This is a genomic window from uncultured Pseudophaeobacter sp., from assembly GCA_905479575.1.
Taxonomy (GTDB): domain Bacteria; phylum Pseudomonadota; class Alphaproteobacteria; order Rhodobacterales; family Rhodobacteraceae; genus Pseudophaeobacter.
Genome location: CAJQNB010000078.1, coordinates 1 through 17426, shown reverse-complemented (window position 1 = coordinate 17426; position 17426 = coordinate 1). Strand labels below are relative to the sequence as shown.

Annotated in this window: 13 protein-coding genes and 1 pseudogene; 5 read left to right on the top strand and 9 right to left on the bottom strand. The window is 59.4% G+C overall.

Annotated features, from left to right (window positions below; translation table 11 throughout):
* The 7 genes and pseudogenes from QZ268_RS18310 to QZ268_RS18280 form a co-directional block, all read right to left on the bottom strand.
* Positions 1 to 246: pseudogene (locus QZ268_RS18310) on the bottom strand ((Fe-S)-binding protein); the annotation flags it as partial.
* Between the two features lie 106 nt (positions 247 to 352).
* Complete coding sequence (locus QZ268_RS18305; RefSeq protein WP_295455395.1) at positions 353 to 3205, bottom strand: molybdopterin oxidoreductase family protein; 2853 nt, start codon at positions 3203 to 3205, stop codon at positions 353 to 355.
* Positions 3206 to 3242: 37 nt separating this feature from the next.
* On the bottom strand, positions 3243 to 4244 hold the full coding sequence (locus QZ268_RS18300) for a putative sulfate exporter family transporter (RefSeq protein WP_295455393.1): 1002 nt from the start codon (positions 4242 to 4244) through the stop codon (positions 3243 to 3245).
* Between the two features lie 190 nt (positions 4245 to 4434).
* Complete coding sequence (locus tag QZ268_RS18295; RefSeq protein WP_295455391.1) at positions 4435 to 5589, bottom strand: acetate/propionate family kinase; 1155 nt, start codon at positions 5587 to 5589, stop codon at positions 4435 to 4437.
* Positions 5586 to 6332, bottom strand: a complete 747-nt coding sequence (locus tag QZ268_RS18290) for a TSUP family transporter (protein WP_295455389.1) — start codon at positions 6330 to 6332, stop codon at positions 5586 to 5588. Before QZ268_RS18290 ends, QZ268_RS18295 begins: the two co-directional genes overlap by 4 nt.
* Positions 6333 to 6337: 5 nt before the next feature.
* Positions 6338 to 8110, bottom strand: a complete 1773-nt coding sequence (gene xsc, locus QZ268_RS18285) for a sulfoacetaldehyde acetyltransferase (protein WP_295455387.1) — start codon at positions 8108 to 8110, stop codon at positions 6338 to 6340.
* 246 nt (positions 8111 to 8356) lie between these two features.
* Positions 8357 to 9826, bottom strand: coding sequence for a PLP-dependent aminotransferase family protein (locus QZ268_RS18280; protein WP_295455385.1), 1470 nt, complete (start codon positions 9824 to 9826; stop codon positions 8357 to 8359).
* A gap of 130 nt (positions 9827 to 9956) precedes the next feature.
* On the opposite strand from QZ268_RS18280, the gene QZ268_RS18275 reads away from it, so the two are divergent.
* Complete coding sequence (locus tag QZ268_RS18275; protein WP_295455384.1) at positions 9957 to 10271, top strand: helix-turn-helix transcriptional regulator; 315 nt, start codon at positions 9957 to 9959, stop codon at positions 10269 to 10271.
* Positions 10264 to 11310, top strand: coding sequence for a permease (locus QZ268_RS18270; RefSeq protein ID WP_295455382.1), 1047 nt, complete (start codon positions 10264 to 10266; stop codon positions 11308 to 11310). Before QZ268_RS18275 ends, QZ268_RS18270 begins: the two co-directional genes overlap by 8 nt.
* A 174-nt stretch (positions 11311 to 11484) precedes the next feature.
* On the opposite strand, the gene QZ268_RS18265 is transcribed toward QZ268_RS18270, so the two are convergent.
* Positions 11485 to 12069, bottom strand: coding sequence for a GNAT family protein (locus QZ268_RS18265; protein ID WP_295455380.1), 585 nt, complete (start codon positions 12067 to 12069; stop codon positions 11485 to 11487).
* A 173-nt stretch (positions 12070 to 12242) separates the two neighbouring features.
* On the bottom strand, positions 12243 to 13640 hold the full coding sequence (locus QZ268_RS18260; RefSeq protein WP_295455379.1) for an aminotransferase class III-fold pyridoxal phosphate-dependent enzyme: 1398 nt from the start codon (positions 13638 to 13640) through the stop codon (positions 12243 to 12245).
* 238 nt (positions 13641 to 13878) lie between these two features.
* Here QZ268_RS18260 and QZ268_RS18255 point away from each other — a divergent pair, with 238 nt between their 5' ends.
* From QZ268_RS18255 to QZ268_RS18245, 3 genes are all read left to right on the top strand, one after another.
* Positions 13879 to 15165 carry an FAD-dependent oxidoreductase gene (locus QZ268_RS18255; protein ID WP_295455377.1) on the top strand — a complete coding sequence of 429 codons (1287 nt, stop codon included), beginning with the start codon at positions 13879 to 13881 and terminating at the stop codon, positions 15163 to 15165.
* A gap of 349 nt (positions 15166 to 15514) precedes the next feature.
* Positions 15515 to 16519 (top strand): ABC transporter substrate-binding protein, encoded by a 1005-nt coding sequence (locus QZ268_RS18250; RefSeq protein WP_295455375.1) that lies wholly within the window; start codon positions 15515 to 15517, stop codon positions 16517 to 16519.
* Between the two features lie 116 nt (positions 16520 to 16635).
* Positions 16636 to 17426, top strand: a 791-nt coding sequence (locus QZ268_RS18245; protein ID WP_295455373.1) for an ABC transporter ATP-binding protein, incomplete at its 3' end; no start/stop codon positions are given.

The window sequence follows — 17426 nt, the reverse complement described above, 5'->3', positions numbered from 1 at the left end:
GTGGATCAGCTGAGCGGGTGCTGCGCCTTGGCCCAAATCAGGGGGTTGAACCTCGTAAGAATGCACGCGGTTCAGGAAGGTGCCTGTCGGGTTGGCACCGTAGGGGTCCTGATCGCTAAGGGGTGCGCCGTAGTTCTCCGTGTTCCACCCTTTGCAGGAGATCACGCAGGCATGGCAGCCAACGCAGGTGTCCAGATCGATGACCAGGCCCATTTTTTTGGCGGTATTGGTGGGGAGTTCAGTCATCAGAACATGCCTCCGCTCATTTTGGATTGCAGGACCGGGGCGCTGCCCCGGACCCCGAGGTATTTGCGGTCAGATGAAGAGCAGGGGTGCCAGAGAAAAAGCAGGGTCATTTTCCCACCTTCCATGACAGATTTTTGGGACCGGTGCCGACGGGGGATTTGATTGGCTCCAGCGAGGGTTGGCTTTCGGTGAAATCTGCCGGAGCAGCTGCTTTTTCGATTTTCACCTTGAGGTCGAACCAGGCGGCTTGGCCGGTGATGGGGTCGGAGTTGGCCCAGCGAAGCCCGTCACCTTTGGGCGGCATCAGCTCGTGGATCAGGTGGTTGAGCAGGAAGCCCCTGGTGGCTTCGGGAGCGTCTTCCTGCAGGCCCCAGGTGCCTTTGCGTTTGCCGATGGCGTTCCAGGTCCAGACAGTGTTGTGGTTGAGCGCTGCCATTTCCATCACTGGTACGGTGATTTCCCCATGGGGAGAGGAAACCCTGGCCCAGTCGCCATCTGCCAGGTCGTGCTGACGCATCAGTTTTGTTGGCAGATAGAGCGGGTTGTGCCCATGCAGCTGTCTGAGCCAGGCGTTTTGGCTGCCCCAGGAGTGGTACATCGCCATGGGGCGTTGGGTTAGGGCGTTGACGGTGAAACCCTCGTTGCCCTGTTGATCTGTCTCATACCAGATTGGCAGCGGGTCCATGGTGTCTTTGATGCGCTGACGCAGGTGTTCCGGGGGCTGACGTTCGCCGTGACCTTCGGCGGCCAGTTGGAATTTGCGCATCGGCTCCACATAGAGCTGAAACAGATAGGGCTGGGGGCTGTCGTAGAGGCCAAGGTCCACCGCCCAGTCCTGATAGGCCCTGTTCCAGGGTTTGAAATAGCTGGCCTCGGCGGGGATATGTTCGACAAAGAAACCGCCGTTTTTGATGTATTTGTCCAGCTGCTGCGGGTTTGGCTCCCCGCGCCCGGATTTGTCGCCATCGGGGCCGCGAAAGCCCGCCAGCGGGCCGATACCCGGTTTGCGTTCGTGGTTGACGATATAGTCGGCGTAGTCCTGCCATTTGGCGCTGCCGTCTTCATTTGTGAAACCGGGCAGTTTCATCTTGTTGGCCAGCTGCACCAGCACGGTCTGAAAGCCGCGCACGCCATGATGACCGGGCCGGTCGGGCTCGATCACCGGCCAGCGGATGGCATCGGCGGCGCCATCGGCTTCGCAAATGGGGCGGTCCAGCATCGAGATACAATCGTGGCGTTCCAGATAGGTGGTGTCGGGCAGGATCAGATCGGCGTAGGCCACCATTTCCGAAGAATAGGCATCGGAATAGATGATGCGCGGGATCTTATATGCGCCGTCGGCGTCCTTGTCGGTCAGCATCTCGATTACACCACCGGTGTTCATCGAGGAATTCCACGACATATTGGCCATATACATGAACAGGGTGTCGATCTTGTAGGGATCGCCTGCATGGGCGTTGGAGATCACCATATGCATCAGCCCGTGGCTGGACATCGGATTTTCCCAGGTAAAGGCCTTGTCGATACGCGCCGGGCTGCCGTCACTTTTCAGCGCCAGATGTTCCGGCCCATGCACAAAGCCCAGGTGCGGGCCATCCAGCGGTTTGTTGGGGGTGACCCGGCAATGGGGGGCCGGGTGGGCCTCGACCGGTTTGGGATAGGGCGGTTTGAAGCGGAAGCCACCGGGGGCTTCGACCGTGCCAAGCAGGATCTGCAGCACATGCAGGGCGCGGCAGGTCTGAAAGCCGTTGGCATGGGCCGAGACACCGCGCATGGCGTGCATGGCGACGGGGCGGCCGATCATCTTTTTGTGTTTTTCGCCACGAAAATCGGTCCATTCCTGGTCCAGCTCAAAGGCCTCGTCAAAGGCGACGCTGGCCAGTTCTGCGGCAATGGCACGGATGCGCGTGGCCGGAATGCCGCAACGCTCGGCCACGGCTTCGGGGGAGTATTCGTCTTTCAGGTAACGCTGGGCCATCAGCTGAAACACCGAGACATGGGTGATGTCACCCATCTTGAAACTGCCGCCTAGATCGGGGCGCACGCCCTTCATGTCAAAGGGGGCAAGTTTGCCGGTGTTGCGGTTGATCACCAGCGGTGAGCCGTGGTCGTCCCGCAGGAACAGGCCCTTGTCCGGCGAATTGGGGTCCTGGTTCACCAGCACCGGTGCATTGGTGTAGCGGCTGAGGTAATCCAGATCGATCTTGCCGGCCTTCATCAGCTCATGCACCAGGGCCAGGATGAACAAGCCGTCGGTGCCGGGGGTGATGCCGACCCAGTCATCTGCGATGGCGTTATAGCCCGAGCGGATCGGATTAACGCCGATCACCCGCGCGCCGCGCGCCTTGATCTTGCCGAGGCCCATTTTGATCGGGTTGCTGTCGTGGTCTTCGGCAACGCCAAACAGCATGAACAGCTTGGTATGATCCCAGTCGGGCTGGCCAAATTCCCAAAAGGCGCCGCCCATGGTGTAGATGCCAGCGGTGGCCATATTGACCGAGCAAAAGCCACCGTGGGCTGCGTAGTTACAGGTGCCAAAATTCTGCGCCCAGAAGCCGGTGAAGGATTGCGACTGATCCCGACCAGTAAAAAAGGCCAGCTTTGACGGGTCATCACGGCGGATCGGCTCCAGCCAGCCAGCGGCGATCTCCAGCGCTTCATCCCAGGAGATTTCCTCAAACTCGCCAGACCCCCGAGGCCCAACACGTTTCAGCGGCGCCTTCAGCCGTGAAGGCGCATTGACCTGCATGATGCCGGCAGACCCCTTGGCACAGAGTACGCCCTTGTTGACCGGGTGATCGCGGTTGCCTTCGATATAGGCGACCTCTTTCTTGCCGTCCTCATTGGTTTTCATATGCACGTTGATGCCACAACGGCAGGCGCACATGTAGCAGGTGGTCTGACGGATCTCGTCTGATACCTTGGGGGATGTCTCCACCCGGGGTTGCTGGAACGTCATCTGGCCTCCCTATAACGTTGTCTGTCCAAGGCGGATCTCAGCTCAGGACAGTGATCCCTGCCAGGATGAGCCCGGCAATGAACAGTGTTTCGACGATGAGTAAGGCAATGGCCGCGCCTCCGACGGCCAGCACCTGTTTTAGATTGGTCTTCATGCCCACGGCCGCAATCGCGGTGAGCAGCAACCAGCGTGACCACTGGCTGAGAAAATCGCTGACGCTCGCCGGGATCAGTCCAAAGGAGTTGAGCCCGGCGAGCAAGAGAAAAGCAACCACAAAGCCAGGCAGCAGCGGCGGACGGGTGCCATCTTTGGGCAGTTCGGCAAAGGCACGGATCATCAGCGAGGCCACCAAAACGATGGGCGCCAGCATGGCGACGCGCATCAGCTTGACCAGAGTGGCAGTATCCCCGGTCTGTTCCGAGATGGAAAAGCCGGCGCCAACCACCTGGGCGACATCATGAATGGTCCCACCCAGGAAGACGCCGGCCTGCACCGGGTTTAGCCCGAGAAAATTCACCAAGATAGGATAGGCAATCATGGCGAGGGTCGACAGCACGGTGACGCCCATCACGGTAAAGATAAGCCGTTCTTCGGAACGCCCGTCGCGGGGCAGGATCGCGCTGATCGCCATGGCGGCGGAGGCTCCGCAGATTGCCACGGAGCCGGCAGTCAACAGTGCAAAACGCCATTTGTGACCAAAGAACCGCGCCACCAGCAGGCCAAAGCCAATGGTGGCAATCACACCGCCCACAACCAGCGCAATGAGATCCCAGCCCAGGGCCATCATCAACCCCATCGAAACCCGAACCCCCAAAAAGGCAATGCCCAGACGCAACAGCGACCGCGCCGAAAAGGCGATGCCGGCAACTGTTTTGCCTTCTTCGCCAAGAAAGCTCACGGCGATGCCCAGTAGCAGTGCCAGCAGCATCGCCGGGGTGGCGTAATGGTCGGCCAGGAATTGCGCGGTGGCAGCGACAATCAGTGCCACGGCAACACCGGGAAACAGCTCCTTGCTGTGGGCCCGTAGGCTCTGGACCATCTGCGTTGTCCGGTTGGGGCGGGGCGTCTGGGTCACAGCGACGCTTTCATACAGGGGCTGCAAAGGCGCAGACGTTGGGGCCGTGGCCCTCGCGGCCTATGCCGGGCAGCAAGCGGCAGGTTCCTTTGCTTGCGCAAAGGGGCCAGTTTGCTGTGATGTATCGGTGAAACAAGGGCGCATGGTGTCACGTTCATGTGGCGCCTCGGAGCAAGGCATCGGCATCCATGGCGATCTGGCGCTCTTCCTCTGCTGGGACGATCCAGGCCCTAGGCGTCGCTGTGGGGCTGGTCAGGCAGGGGGTGTTTTGAGTGTTTCTATCGGGATCAATCGCGCAGCCAAGCCAGGCAAACCCATCAAGGATACGGGCGCGGATGCCGCTGGCGTTTTCACCAATGCCGCCGGTAAAGGCGATGGCATCGCAGCCCCCCATGGCGCCGATCAGACTGTGACCGTGGCGGATGGCCCAGTAGCAAAAGTGGTCGATTGCAAACTGCGCCTCAGGCGTGCCTGCCTGTTCCAGCGCCCGCATGTCCGACAGGCCGCCAGACAGGCCGATCAGGCCGGACCGGTTGTTTAGCAGCGCCTTGGTCTCATTCAGGCCGATCTCTTCCACCAGCCTGAGCGTCGCATTGGGGTCCAGGGTGCCGACCCGGGTGCCCATGGTCAGCCCCTCAAGTGGGGAATAGCCCATGGTTGTACCCACCGACTGACCGTCCTTGATGGCGCAGATAGAGGCGCCGTTGCCAAGGTGCAGCGCCAGCAGTCGCTGCGGCAAGGGCTGGGTGGAGATCTCAGGCAGGCGGCGGCACAACGCGGCGTAGGACAGCCCGTGAAACCCATAGCGGCGCAGGCCCAGGGCTTCGGCCTGGGGCGGCAGGGCGTAGCGGCTGGCGACCTCGGGGGCGGTGGCGTGAAAAGCGGTGTCAAAACTGGCATATTGCGGCAGATCCGGGGCCAGGTGGTCCAGGGCATCCATCGCCAACAGCGCATGGGGGTTGTGCAGCGGAGCCAGTGGCACACAGGCCTGGATCTCGGCGCGCACCGGTGGGGTGATGCGGGTCGGCTGCGTGAGGGTTTGGCCACCATGCACCACGCGATGGGCCACCGCACGCAGGCTGTTTGGGCCTGCGCCCTGTTGGGTAAGCCGGTCCAGAACTGCCGCAATCGCCTGATCGTGATCAGGCAGATCCAGCGGCTCCGTCTGTGCGCCGATGCGCAGGGTTCCCCGAGCGCCAATACCCTCCGCAACACCGCTTATGCGTTCGTGCAGCTGGGCGTCAAAGACCGCGAACTTGACAGAAGAGGACCCGGTATTCAGCACCAATATGTCTGCAGAGGTGTTCATAGTGCCACCTTGAGGATGTTGAGAACGGAAAACACCGTCAGCAGCGCAACAATCACCCGGCGAAACTGCGCCTGTGAGGCCGAGGAAAACCGCAGGCTCCCGGCCCAGATGCCAAGCCCCAGAATGGGAAAGGCCAGCAGCACACCGATCAGGGTTTCGCCGCCGGTCAAGCCATTGGCGTGCATCACGGGCAGGGCCATCAGGTCAATCCCGGTGAGAAAGACAATCATGGTGGCGCGAAACACCGCCGGGGCAACAGGCTGCGCGGTGAGGAACGCCGCCGCAGGCAGGCCGCCAACGCCGGCGCTATTGACCATGCCGGACAATAGTCCAACCGCCAGATTGCCATTAAAACCAATTTGGCGGCGCATCTGCCAGCCGCTCAGCAGGATCAGGCTCAGCATCAAAATAACGGCTGAAATGGCCAGCCGGGCCTGATCTTCGCCCAGGCGGGCCATGACGGTCACCGCGGGAATGGTGGCGATGGCAGCCCCAATCAGCAAGGGCCGCACACGGGACCAGTCCACATGGGCCCGAATGCCCCGGGCCTGAAACAGGGTCATGGTGATTTCACAGGCAAAAATCACCGGGATCAGTGGCAGCGGATTGGTGGTCAGAGCCGCCAGAATTATAAAGATCGCGGAAAATCCAAAGCCGGAGTAGCCGCGAATATAGGCCGCCGCAAACAATGCGGCGGCCAGATATGCCCCTTGGCCTGCTGTTAGATCAAAGGGCAGCTCCATCTGGATCAGACCTGCTGTTCGCGCATGTCAGAAGCGTCGATACCTGCAACCTCGACCGGCTTTTTCATCGCGTCGCGGCGGAAGGGTTCGCCCAGTTCCTGGTTGATCATCGCCTCGATGAGGGTGGTGATCCCGTTCTTCTGGTCTTCGACGGCTTGCGACAGGGCGGCTGTCAGCTCATCCATGGTGCGGGCAATGACGCCTTTCAGACCACAGGCCGTGGCGATTCCCGCATAAGACACCTGCTGGTCCAGCTCGGTGCCAACAAAGTTGTCATCGAACCACAGGGTCGAGTTGCGCTTTTCCGCGCCCCACTGGTAGTTGCGGAACACGACCTGCGTCACCGCGGGCCACTCGCTGCGGCCAATTGCGGTCAGTTCGGTCACCGCAATGCCAAAGGCACCGTCGCCAGAAAAGCCGACAACCGGCACATCCGGGCAGCCAATCTTGGCCCCAACAACCGCTGGCAGGCCATATCCACAGGGGCCAAACAGGCCGGGGGCCAGATATTTGCGGCTGTCATCAAAGGACGGATAGGCGTTGCCGATGGCGCAGTTGTTGCCGATATCAGACGAGATGATCGCCTCTTTTGGCAGCGCGGATTGGATTGCACGCCAGGCCATGCGTGGGCTCATCCACTCTGGTTTGTCGGCGCGGGCGCGTTCGTTCCAGGTGGTGCCGGGATCGTCGTCTTCGTGATCCATCGAGCTGAGTTGCTGCGCCCAGGTGGATTTGGCGGTGGAGATCAGCGTCATGCGATCGTCGCGACCCTCATCACCGGCGCTGTCAGACAGTTTTTCCAGGATCGACGTGGCGACTTTTTTGGCGTCACCAACGATACCAACGGTGACCTTTTTGGTCAGGCCGATGCGGTCAGGGTTGATGTCGACCTGGATGATCTTGGCCTCTGTTGGCCAGTAGTCGATGCCATAACCGGGCAGGGTCGAAAACGGGTTCAGGCGTGACCCTAGCGCCAACACCACATCTGCCTTGGCGATCAGCTCCATGCCGGCTTTGGAGCCATTGTAGCCCAGCGGACCCGCAAACAGGGGGTGCGATCCGGGGAAGGCGTCGTTGTGCTGGTAGCCAACGCAGACCGGAGCACTGAGACGCTCGGCTAGCTCTTTGGAGGCCTCGATACCACCGGACAGAACCACACCGGCCCCGTTCAGGATGACGGGGAACTTGGCGTCGGACAGCAGATCAGCCGCTTCCTGCAGCGAGGCTTCGCCGCCACCGGGGCGTTCAAACTCCACGATCTGTGGCAGCTCAATATCGACGATCTGGGTCCACATATCACGGGGGATGTTCAGCTGCGCCGGGGCAGAGCTGCGCTTGGCCTGCATGATCACCCGGCTGAGAACTTCGGCCACGCGGGACGGATCACGGACTTCTTCCTGGTAGCAAACGCAGTCGGCAAACATGCGCATTTGTTCCATTTCCTGGAAACCACCCTGACCGATGGTCTTGTTGGCGGCCTGTGGTGTGACCAGCAACAGCGGCGTGTGGTTCCAGTATGCGGTTTTGACGGCGGTGACAAAATTGGTGATGCCGGGGCCGTTCTGGGCGATCATCATCGACATCTTGCCGGTGGCGCGGGTATAGCCATCTGCCATCATGCCGCCAGAGCCCTCATGGGCGCAGTCCCAGAAGGTGATGCCTGCTTTGGGGAAGATGTCGGAAATCGGCATCATTGCCGAACCAATAATACCAAATGCATGCTGAATGCCGTGCATTTGCAGGGTTTTTACAAAGGCTTCCTCGGTGGTCATTTTCATGGCGGGTGCTCCTAAGTGAGACGCATAGAGCCCCGGCCAGTTACCGGGGATTATCACTGGTTTAGGCAGACTAAGCCCGCGCAGTTAGGGCCAGTTCCAAACGCGGATAGAGCCAAAACAGGCGCCGCCTTTGTAAAAGTAGGGGCTTTCAGCGGATCACCTGCGCGCGCAGGGTTCTGAGATATCAATGCGCGATATGATTTGTCTCATTCAACATGAGTGTTGCTGTGGCAGATCAGGGGTTGGTTAGGCTGTTTCTGCCTGTTTCAGGGCCTGCGCCAAGAGGGCCAGCCCAGGTGCGATGCGGTTGGCAGAAATGGAGGAATAGCCAAGCCGAAAGAAGTTGTGCTGACGATGTTGCGCCGAAAAGAACGGCGCGCCGGGTTCAACAATGACGCTGTCGGGTTTCAACTGCTCAGCAATATGAGCCATGTTGATGCCATCGGGCGCCTGCATCCACAAAGATGAGCCGCCATAGACTCCCTCGCCCGATACCGTGAGCCCATGTTCGATGATGGCTTCTTCGATCACTTGGCGGCGGTCCTGCAGAACCTTTGCGGTGCGCCGGATCTGGGCATCATAATGCCCCAGGGACAGGAAATAGGCGACGGTACGTTGGACATGGCCAGGCGGATGTCGCAGTACATTGGCGCGCAGGGCGCGGGCCTGGCGAATAAAGGCTTCGGAGCCGACAATATAGCCCAGTCGCAACCCTGGAAACAGGGATTTGGAGAAGCTGCCGACATAAATCACTCGGCCATCGGAATCGAGTGACTTCAGGGCCGGAGAGGGCGCCCGCATAAAGGACATTTCGAACTCATAGTCGTCTTCGACAATGACCGCATCAATGTCATGGGCCCGTTGCAGCAACTCACGGCGCCGTGCCATGGGCATGGTCGCTGTGGTGGGGCTTTGATGGCTGGGGGTGCAGAAAATGACATCCGTGTCATCGGATATGTCCTGTGGCGGCAGACCGTCCTGATCCACAGGGATGCAATCAACCTGACAGCCCACATGATGCAACTGGTCGCGCAGGGTGTAATAGGTCGGGTCTTCGATGGTGGCTTTGCTGCTCTGGTTCAGCAAGAGCTGACCAGCCAGCCAGAGGGCGTTTTGGGCGCCAAGGGTGATCAGGATCTGTTCGGGCCGGGCAATGACGCCACGACGGGGCAGGGTGTGGCGGGCGATGTATTCGATCAGGAGGGGGTCGTCCTGGTCGAAATAGTCGTCTGTCAGCGCCGCAAAGTCTTTTTGCCCCAGGGCGCGTAGCGAGCAAAGCCGCCAATTGGCATGATCAAACAGCGAGGGATCAGCCTGCCCGTAGATAAAGGGATAGCGATAGCTGCGCCAGTCTCGGGCCTTGCGCGGGGTGTCGCCGCCAGTGAATTTTCGCACCAGTACAGTGTCCCAGTCCACCGCCTCCCTGGATTGCACAGGAGGGGTGTAGATTGGTGGGACAGGTGCGTTTTCTGACACAAAATACCCGGATCGTCCGCGCGATGTCAGGTAATCATTTGCCAGCAGTTCTGTATAGGCCAGCGTGACGGTGATGCGGCTAATGCCCAGATGTACCGCCAGTTTTCGCGAGGAGGGCAGCTTTTCACCAACGCGAAAGCGCCCTGAAAGGATGCCTTCGGCGATCATTTCCTGGATTTGCGCCTGCAGGGTGCCCTGGGCGTCGGAATTCAGGAAAAATGTGTCAACGGATATAGCCATGACGGGCACCTTAGGGTGGACATAAAGCGTGCGCAATCTGGACTTAAGGGGAGGCGGAAGATTCATGGGGTTGTCTTTTGCGAAATAAACCATAAAACTAGTTTTATAGAATCAAAAGAGGAGATCCAGAATGTTGTGGGAAGAAGCGGCACAGGGTTTTGCAGCCATGGGCTCGGAATCGCGCCTGCAGGTATTGCGCTGTCTTATTCGCGCAGGCCGGGAAGGGCTCACTGTTGGGGACATTCAGGACCGAACGGGCATTGCGCCTTCGACCCTGGCGCATCATTTGAAATTCTTGACCGGCGCTGGCGTCGTTGATCAGGCGCGGGTTGGGCGCAGCACTCTGAACCAGGCAAATTTTGAACAACTGGAAAAACTGGCGGGCTTTATCTTAAGCGAATGCTGCGCCGATCTTCCCGATAACAAGGCGGCAAATGATGGCTGATCTGTCTCAGAACTCATCCCACCCCCTGCCGGAGGCGAAAGGCCCCCGATTGGCGTGGCTAAAAACACCCTGGACTGTGAGCCTGCTTATACTTTGTGCAGTATTGCTGCTGGATCCGGGAAATTTCCAGGCCGTGATCATTTTTGCCGCCAAGGCTTTGGCTCATACGGGTCGGTATATTCTCTTTGCGGTGTTGCTGTTGGCCTATCTCAAGGCCACTGGGGCAGAAACCATGGTGGCGCGGGCCTTTGTTGGGCGTGAGGTGCGGATGATCTTTTTGGCCGCAGTCTTTGGCGGCCTGGCACCGTTCTGTTCCTGCGAGGTCATCCCCTTTATTGCCGGGCTTCTGGCGCTGGGCGCACCACTTTCCGCCGTGATGGCCTTCTGGCTGGCGTCACCACTGATTGATCCGCCAACCTTGTTGATTACAGCCGGCGCGCTGGGCTGGGATTTTGCCATCGGCAAAGCGGTCATCGCCGTTGCCCTGGGGCTGTTTGGCGGGTTCTTTGTCAAAACTCTGATGGGGCAGGGGGCCTTTGCTGATCCCCTGAAACAGGCGCCCAGCTGTTCCAGTTGCTGTTCTTCCGGTCCAAAGCTGGATGACAAACCACAGTGGAAATTCTGGCAGGATCCGGAGCGGCGCCTGAAATTCCGCAGCGAGTTTGTCAGCAATGGATTGTTTCTGCTGAAATGGCTGGCGCTGGCCTATGTGTTGGAGGCAATTCTGGTGCATTACGTGCCTGCTGATCTGATTGCAGGTCTTGTTGGGGGCGACGGCGTGGTGCCGATTGTCCTGGCGGCGCTGGTGGGCATGCCGGCCTATCTCAACTCTTATGTGGCGCCGCCCCTGTTGGCGGAGCTGATGGAGCAGGGCATGAGCGCAGGTGCTGCGATGTCCTTTATGGTGGCCGGGGCTGTGAGTTCGATCCCGGCGATGGCGGCGGTCTGGTCCCTGGTCAAGCCAAAGGTCTTTGCCACCTATCTGGGGCTTGGTGTCAGTGGCGCTATTGTTTCGGGGGTGCTCTTCCAGCTGATCTGATTGGCTAGAGCTTCGGGTGGGGCTCCCGCCCGGAGTTGTCATTCAAAGAATGCCTGCCTCCCGTTGGGCCCAGCGCCGCGCTGACGCGCGGCGCTGTGGCGTTTGGGGCAAAGCTGTCGCAGGGGAGCACAGCTGTTTAAAATGCCTAGCTGGCCGATTATACAGCCGCGTCGATCAATACCGGGTCATAAGATGGTTCAGATGGGCCTGAATGGTTGGCCATTCCGGTGCGATGATCGAATAGACTGCCGTGTCGCGGAGGCTGCCGTTCCCCATCCGCATATGAGCCCGTAAGATGCCATCAGGTTTTGCCCCAAGTCGTTCAATCGCACGGCGGCTTTGGTGGTTGATCACATGGGTGCGGAACTCCACGGCGATGGCGTCGAGATCCTCAAAGGCGTGGCGCAGCATCAGCAGTTTACATTCGGTGTTCAACCCCGAGCGCTGTACCGATTTGCGGTACCAGGTCGAGCCGATTTCAAGCCGCTGATTGATCTGGTCGATATTCATATAGGTGGTCATGCCAACAGCCCGGTCAGAGGCGTCCAGAATGGCAAAGGCCACCATGCTGCCTGCCTGTTGCAGCGCCAATCGCCGGTCAATCTCGGCTGGGACATCGGCCGGGGCGGGTATTGTCGTGTACCACAGCGCAGCAAGGTTACCATCGGCGCTGGCCTCGGCCAGATCGGCGGCGTGGGCTTGGCTGAGCGGCGCAAGCGTGACCTGCTGACCGGTAAGTGTGACGGGTGTGGCCCACATGGGTCGACTCCTTTATCGCATATCCTTTGCGCCAAAGTGCAGTCGGGATGGGCTGTTAGAAAGAGCCACTTTTGTTCAAAATGGGCAGTCCAAAATGCTCGTGCTGCCTGGACTGATATGTAAAACGCCCCGGAAAACCGGGGCGTTTTAGTTGTAAGTGAGGACTGGAGGTTTTAGCCAAAGACCTTGGTTAGGGCCTTGTCGACCGCGTCGGTGATGGCGTCGATGTCTTCTGCCGTGACGATCAGCGCCGGGCTAAAGCACAGCGTGTTGTTTTTGCCGGGAACAGAGCGGTTGGTGACACCGATCAGAACACCCTGGGCACCACAGTCTGCCACAACCTGCTGGGCGAGCTTCTCGTCCACCGGCTCTTTGGTTTCGCGATCAGTGACCAGTTCGGCCCCAAGGAACAGACCCTTGCCACGTACATCGCCAATTACGGGGTGCTTTTCTTTCAGCGCCAGCAGATTGTTCATCATCCGCTCGCCCATGGCGGTGCAGTTGTCCAGCAGGCCCTCTTCTTCGATGATGCGCATGTTTTCCAGCGCCGCCGCAGGGCCGGCGGTGCAGCCACCAAAGGTGGAGATGTCACGGAAGTAGTTTAGCGGGTCCGATGCATCATCTTTGAACATGTCAAAGACCTCTTCGGTGGTGACCAGCACGGCGATAGCTGCATAGCCGGAGGCAACACCTTTGGCCATGGTGACAAAATCAGGCTTGATGCCGTAGTGCTGATAGCCAAACCAAGTGCCGGTGCGGCCCACGCCACAGACAACTTCGTCGATGTGCAGCAGAATGTCATACTGGGTGCAGATCTCCTGCACGCGCTCCCAATAGCCTTCGGGGGCCTCAATGACGCCGCCACCGGCTGTCACCGGCTCCAGGCACAGGGCACCAACAGTTTCGGGGCCTTCGCGCAGGATCACTTCTTCGATGGCATTGGCGGCAGCAATGCCAAACTCACGCCCCGACAGATGTTCAAGACCCAGCTCGTGCTTGCGGTATTCCATGCAGTGGGGCACGCGAATGAAATCGGGCGCAAAGGGGCCGTATTGCGCGTTGCGCTCATCCTGGCCACCGGCGGACATCGCTGCCAGGGTGGAGCCATGGTAATCGCGGTCGCGATACAGGATCTTGGTTTTTTTGCCGCCGTATTTTTTGTGCGCGATCTGGCGCACCATCTTAAAGGCTTTCTCGTTCGCCTCGGAGCCGGAGTTGTTGTAGTATACGCGGCTCATGCCCGGCATCTTTTCGATCAGTTTCTCGGCAAAAAGCGCACCGGGGATCGAGCCTGCCGACTGGGCAAAATAGCACAGCTTCATCATCTGGTTGTAGACGGCTTTGCAGATCTCTTCGCGGCCATAGCCGACGTTGACGGTCCAGACGCCGCCGGACACGGCATCAAGGTGTTCTTTGCCGTTTTGGTCCCAGACGCGCATGCCTTTGCCCTCGACGATGATCCGGGGATCGGTTGTCTCATAGGGCTTGTGCTGGCTCAGGTGGTGCCAGATGTGCGCGCGGTCAGCTTCGACAACGCGTGAGATATCGTTTTCGTTGAAATTGCCGTCCATGGTCAGACCTTTCGTCGCTGGGTGAGCGGGATGAATTCAGGGCATTAGTGGCCCCCCGATACTCACTGTCTGCGGCTTGGATGCAGAATCAAGTAGGGCCAGAGATACCTCATCGGTAAAGCCAGAATCCGTCCCTGTCCAATAATCTTAAGCAAATGCAGGGGGGGATGATCCGTGTTGTCGCCTGCAAACTGACAAAACTGTTGACCGATGCGCGATGTCCGCGCAGGAAAAACCTATGGAACAGGCAGACGCATTTTGGAACGCCACCGCACCGGATGGGCAGATACAGCAGCGGCTTGACGGTGCGCTGGCCTGTGACGTGGCGATTGTGGGCGCAGGGTTCACCGGGTTACGCGCCGCCCTGATGTTGGCCGAAGCAGGCACCAAGGTCGCCGTTTTTGAGGCCCGCAATGTTGCCAACGGGGCCTCGGGGCGCAGTGGCGGGCAGGTTAATCCAATGTTGCCAGTGGCCCGGCCTGATGATCTGCGCCGTGCAGTCGGGCCTAAATTCTTTGAGCGTTTGGCGCAGGTTGCGTTAAATTCGGCGGATGATCTGTTTGATCTGGTGCAGCGGTATCAGATCAAATGTGAGGCCCGCCAGAAGGGTTGGCTGCGCGCCAACCATTGCGATGCAGCGCGCAAAGTGGCCGAAGGTAATGCAAAACTGTGGAACAAACTGGGCGCTGAATTTGAGAGTGTCGGCAAGGAAGACGTCACGCGGCTGACTGGGGCCGTTGGCTATGGCTCTGGCATTGTGTCGCCGCGCGGGGGCGCTGTACAGCCGCTGGCCCTGACACGCGGGCTGGACCGGGCGGCGCGCGAGGCGGGGGCAGAAATCTTTAGCCATTCGCCAGTGACGGGACTGCACCCCCGCGATGGCGGCTGGGTTCTGAAGGTGAATGGACATGAGGTCACTGCACAAAAAGTAATCATCGCCACCAACGGATACACTGACAATTTGGTGAAGGGCCTGAAACGATCCGTCCTGCCGCTGACGTCGATCCAGATCGCCACCGATCCGCTGGACAACGACCGGATCGGGCCGCTTTGCCCCGCAGGGCACACCATCTCTGACACGCGCCGTTTGATCATGTATTGCCGCCGCGAACCGGGCGGGCAGTTTATCTATGGTGGCATGGGATACCGCACGCCGACGGGCGGCATCGGCGGGTTTCAGTGGCTATATAAAGATGCGCCGCGCATTTTCCCCAGCCTGAAAGGGGTAAAGTGGACCTATAAATGGGGTGGCTTTGTTGCGCTGACGCCAGATCGGGTGCCCCATTTGCATGAACCAGCACCGGGATTGATTGCAGGCCTTGGATATAATGGCCGTGGTGTCGCGATGAGCCTGCAGATGGGCCGTGTCATGGCGCAACGCGCCCTTGGCACCGCTCTGGACGACCTGCCGTTTCCACAAGCGCCGATCACGCCCTACCGTTTCCGCGATCCGCAGGTTTTGGGGGCGGGCCTTGCGATGTCTTTGCTGCGGCTTGCGGATGAACGTGAGGTGCGGCGCGGCTGACGCGGCAACGGCCAAACCAGCAAACTGGACTCATGTCACCACCCAAATTGGACGTTTATTTGCCGAGGCATTCGTACTCATCCTGTCCGATGTGGGACATTGGCTTTTCCAGTATTGCAAATCGGTTTGTTCAACTTTTGAAAGAGGGTTGAGCCGATTGCCCAATCCGCAAACACCAAAGGCTCTGAGGGGGCAAAACCGGCAGGAAAGTGGGCATTGATCTGCGGCTACAAAAGGCAACACTTGCATTTCGGGGCAGGATGACGCCCAAATCGGGGGCAGAAATTGAGACGATACGACCCAAAAACGGGCCGAACGTGCCCGCGATAATGATCAAAGGGAGAATGCAATGATCAAGAAAACTGTAACTGTATTTGTCGCCGGGGCCGTTATGGCCATGACCGGTCAGGCCGCGTTGGCCGATAGCCATTCCGGTGAAATCACCGTGGCTTATTTCCTTGAATGGCCGATGCCAATGCTGGCCGCCAAGGCATCTGGTGCCTACGAGGAAGCCTTGGGCAAGAAAATCAACTGGGTTTCTTTTGAAACAGGTACGGCGATGTCCGCCGCGATGGCGTCAGGTGACGTGCAGATTTCGGTATCTCAGGGTGTGCCGCCCTTTGTTGTGGCCGCATCGGGCGGGCAGGACATTCAGGTTGTGGATGTGGCTGTGTCTTATTCCGACAACGACAATTGCGTTGTGAAGGCCGATCTGGAGATCGACAAGGATTCGGCCAGCGAACTGGCCGGTAAAAAGGTCGCCGTGCCGCTGGGCACCGCCGCGCATTACGGTTTCCTGCGTCAGATGGACCACTTTGGTGTGCCGCTCGATAGCCTGCAGATCGTTGATATGGCACCCCCAGAGGGTGCTGCGGCGCTGAGCCAAGGCGCGGTTGATTTCGCCTGTGGGTATGGCGGCGGTCTGACCCGGATGAAAGAATACGGCAATGTGCTGCTGACCGGCGACGAAAAGCAGGAATTGGGCATTCTGGTGTTTGACGTGACATCTGTTCCGGCGGCATATGCGGCGGAAAGCGGTGAGGAACTGGCGAAGTTTCTGAAGGTCACAGCGGACGCCAATGCGGCATGGGCGGCCAATCCGACCGACGACATGCTGGCCGTGATCGCCGAGCAGTCGGGCATGGATATGGAAGCCGCGCGTGCGGCGATTGCCACATTCGAGTTCCCGACCGTGGAAGAACAACTGTCAGAGCAGTGGCTGGGCGGCAATGCGGCAACCTTCATGAAGGGCGTGGCCGAGGTGTTTGTCACAGCGGGTTCCATCGATTCGGCGCTGGACAGCTATGAAGGGGCGGTCAACACCGCACCGCTGGCAGCAGCCCAAGGCATGTAAGAACGATCTGGCGGCGTGGCCCTATGGCAGGGCCGCGCCGCCAGAGCTGCGACATGAAACAGAGGCGGGGATAACCCTGCCCATTTGCCTCTGACAGGGGGTGGGATAGACGCATGATGACCGGACTTTCCATTGATAACCTTTCCATGCGGTTTGACCTGCCGGACGGCGGCGCGGTGCAGGCGCTTCAGGATGTGACAATAGATCTGAAAGCCGGCGAATTGCTGAGCGTGCTGGGCCCGTCGGGCTGTGGCAAGACAACGCTGCTGAACATCGTGGCAGGGTTTTTGGCCCCCACGGGCGGCAAGATGACGCTGAACGGCCACCGCATTACCGGACCAGATGCAGAGCGCGGCATGGTGTTTCAGCAGGGCGCGTTGTTTGAATGGATGTCGGTGCGCGAGAACGTCGGATTTGGCCCCTCGATGAAGGGGATGCCAAAGAACGACAAGTCCGAGATTGTGAACCATCTGCTGGACGTGGTGGGATTGCAGGATTTCAAGGAAAAAGCGGTTTATGAGCTGTCAGGCGGGATGCAGCAGCGCGTGGCACTGGCCCGCTGTCTGGCGAATGACCCGGATGTGATTTTGATGGACGAACCCTTGGGGGCGCTGGATGCGCTGACCCGCGAAAAGATGCAGAGCCTTGTGCTGAAGCTGTGGAAAGAGACCGGCAAGACGATTATCCTGATCACCCACTCGGTCGAAGAGGCACTGTTGCTGGGTGAGCGGTTGATCGTGATGGCCCCGCGTCCGGGGCGGATACACACCGAATACCGGCTGCCCTTTGCCGAACTGGGCGTGAACGCGGACCTGCGCGAGGTCAAAAAACATCCTGAATTCGGGCCCAGACGCGAAGAGATCCTGAACATGATCTGGGACATGGAAGAAGAGATCATGGGCACCAA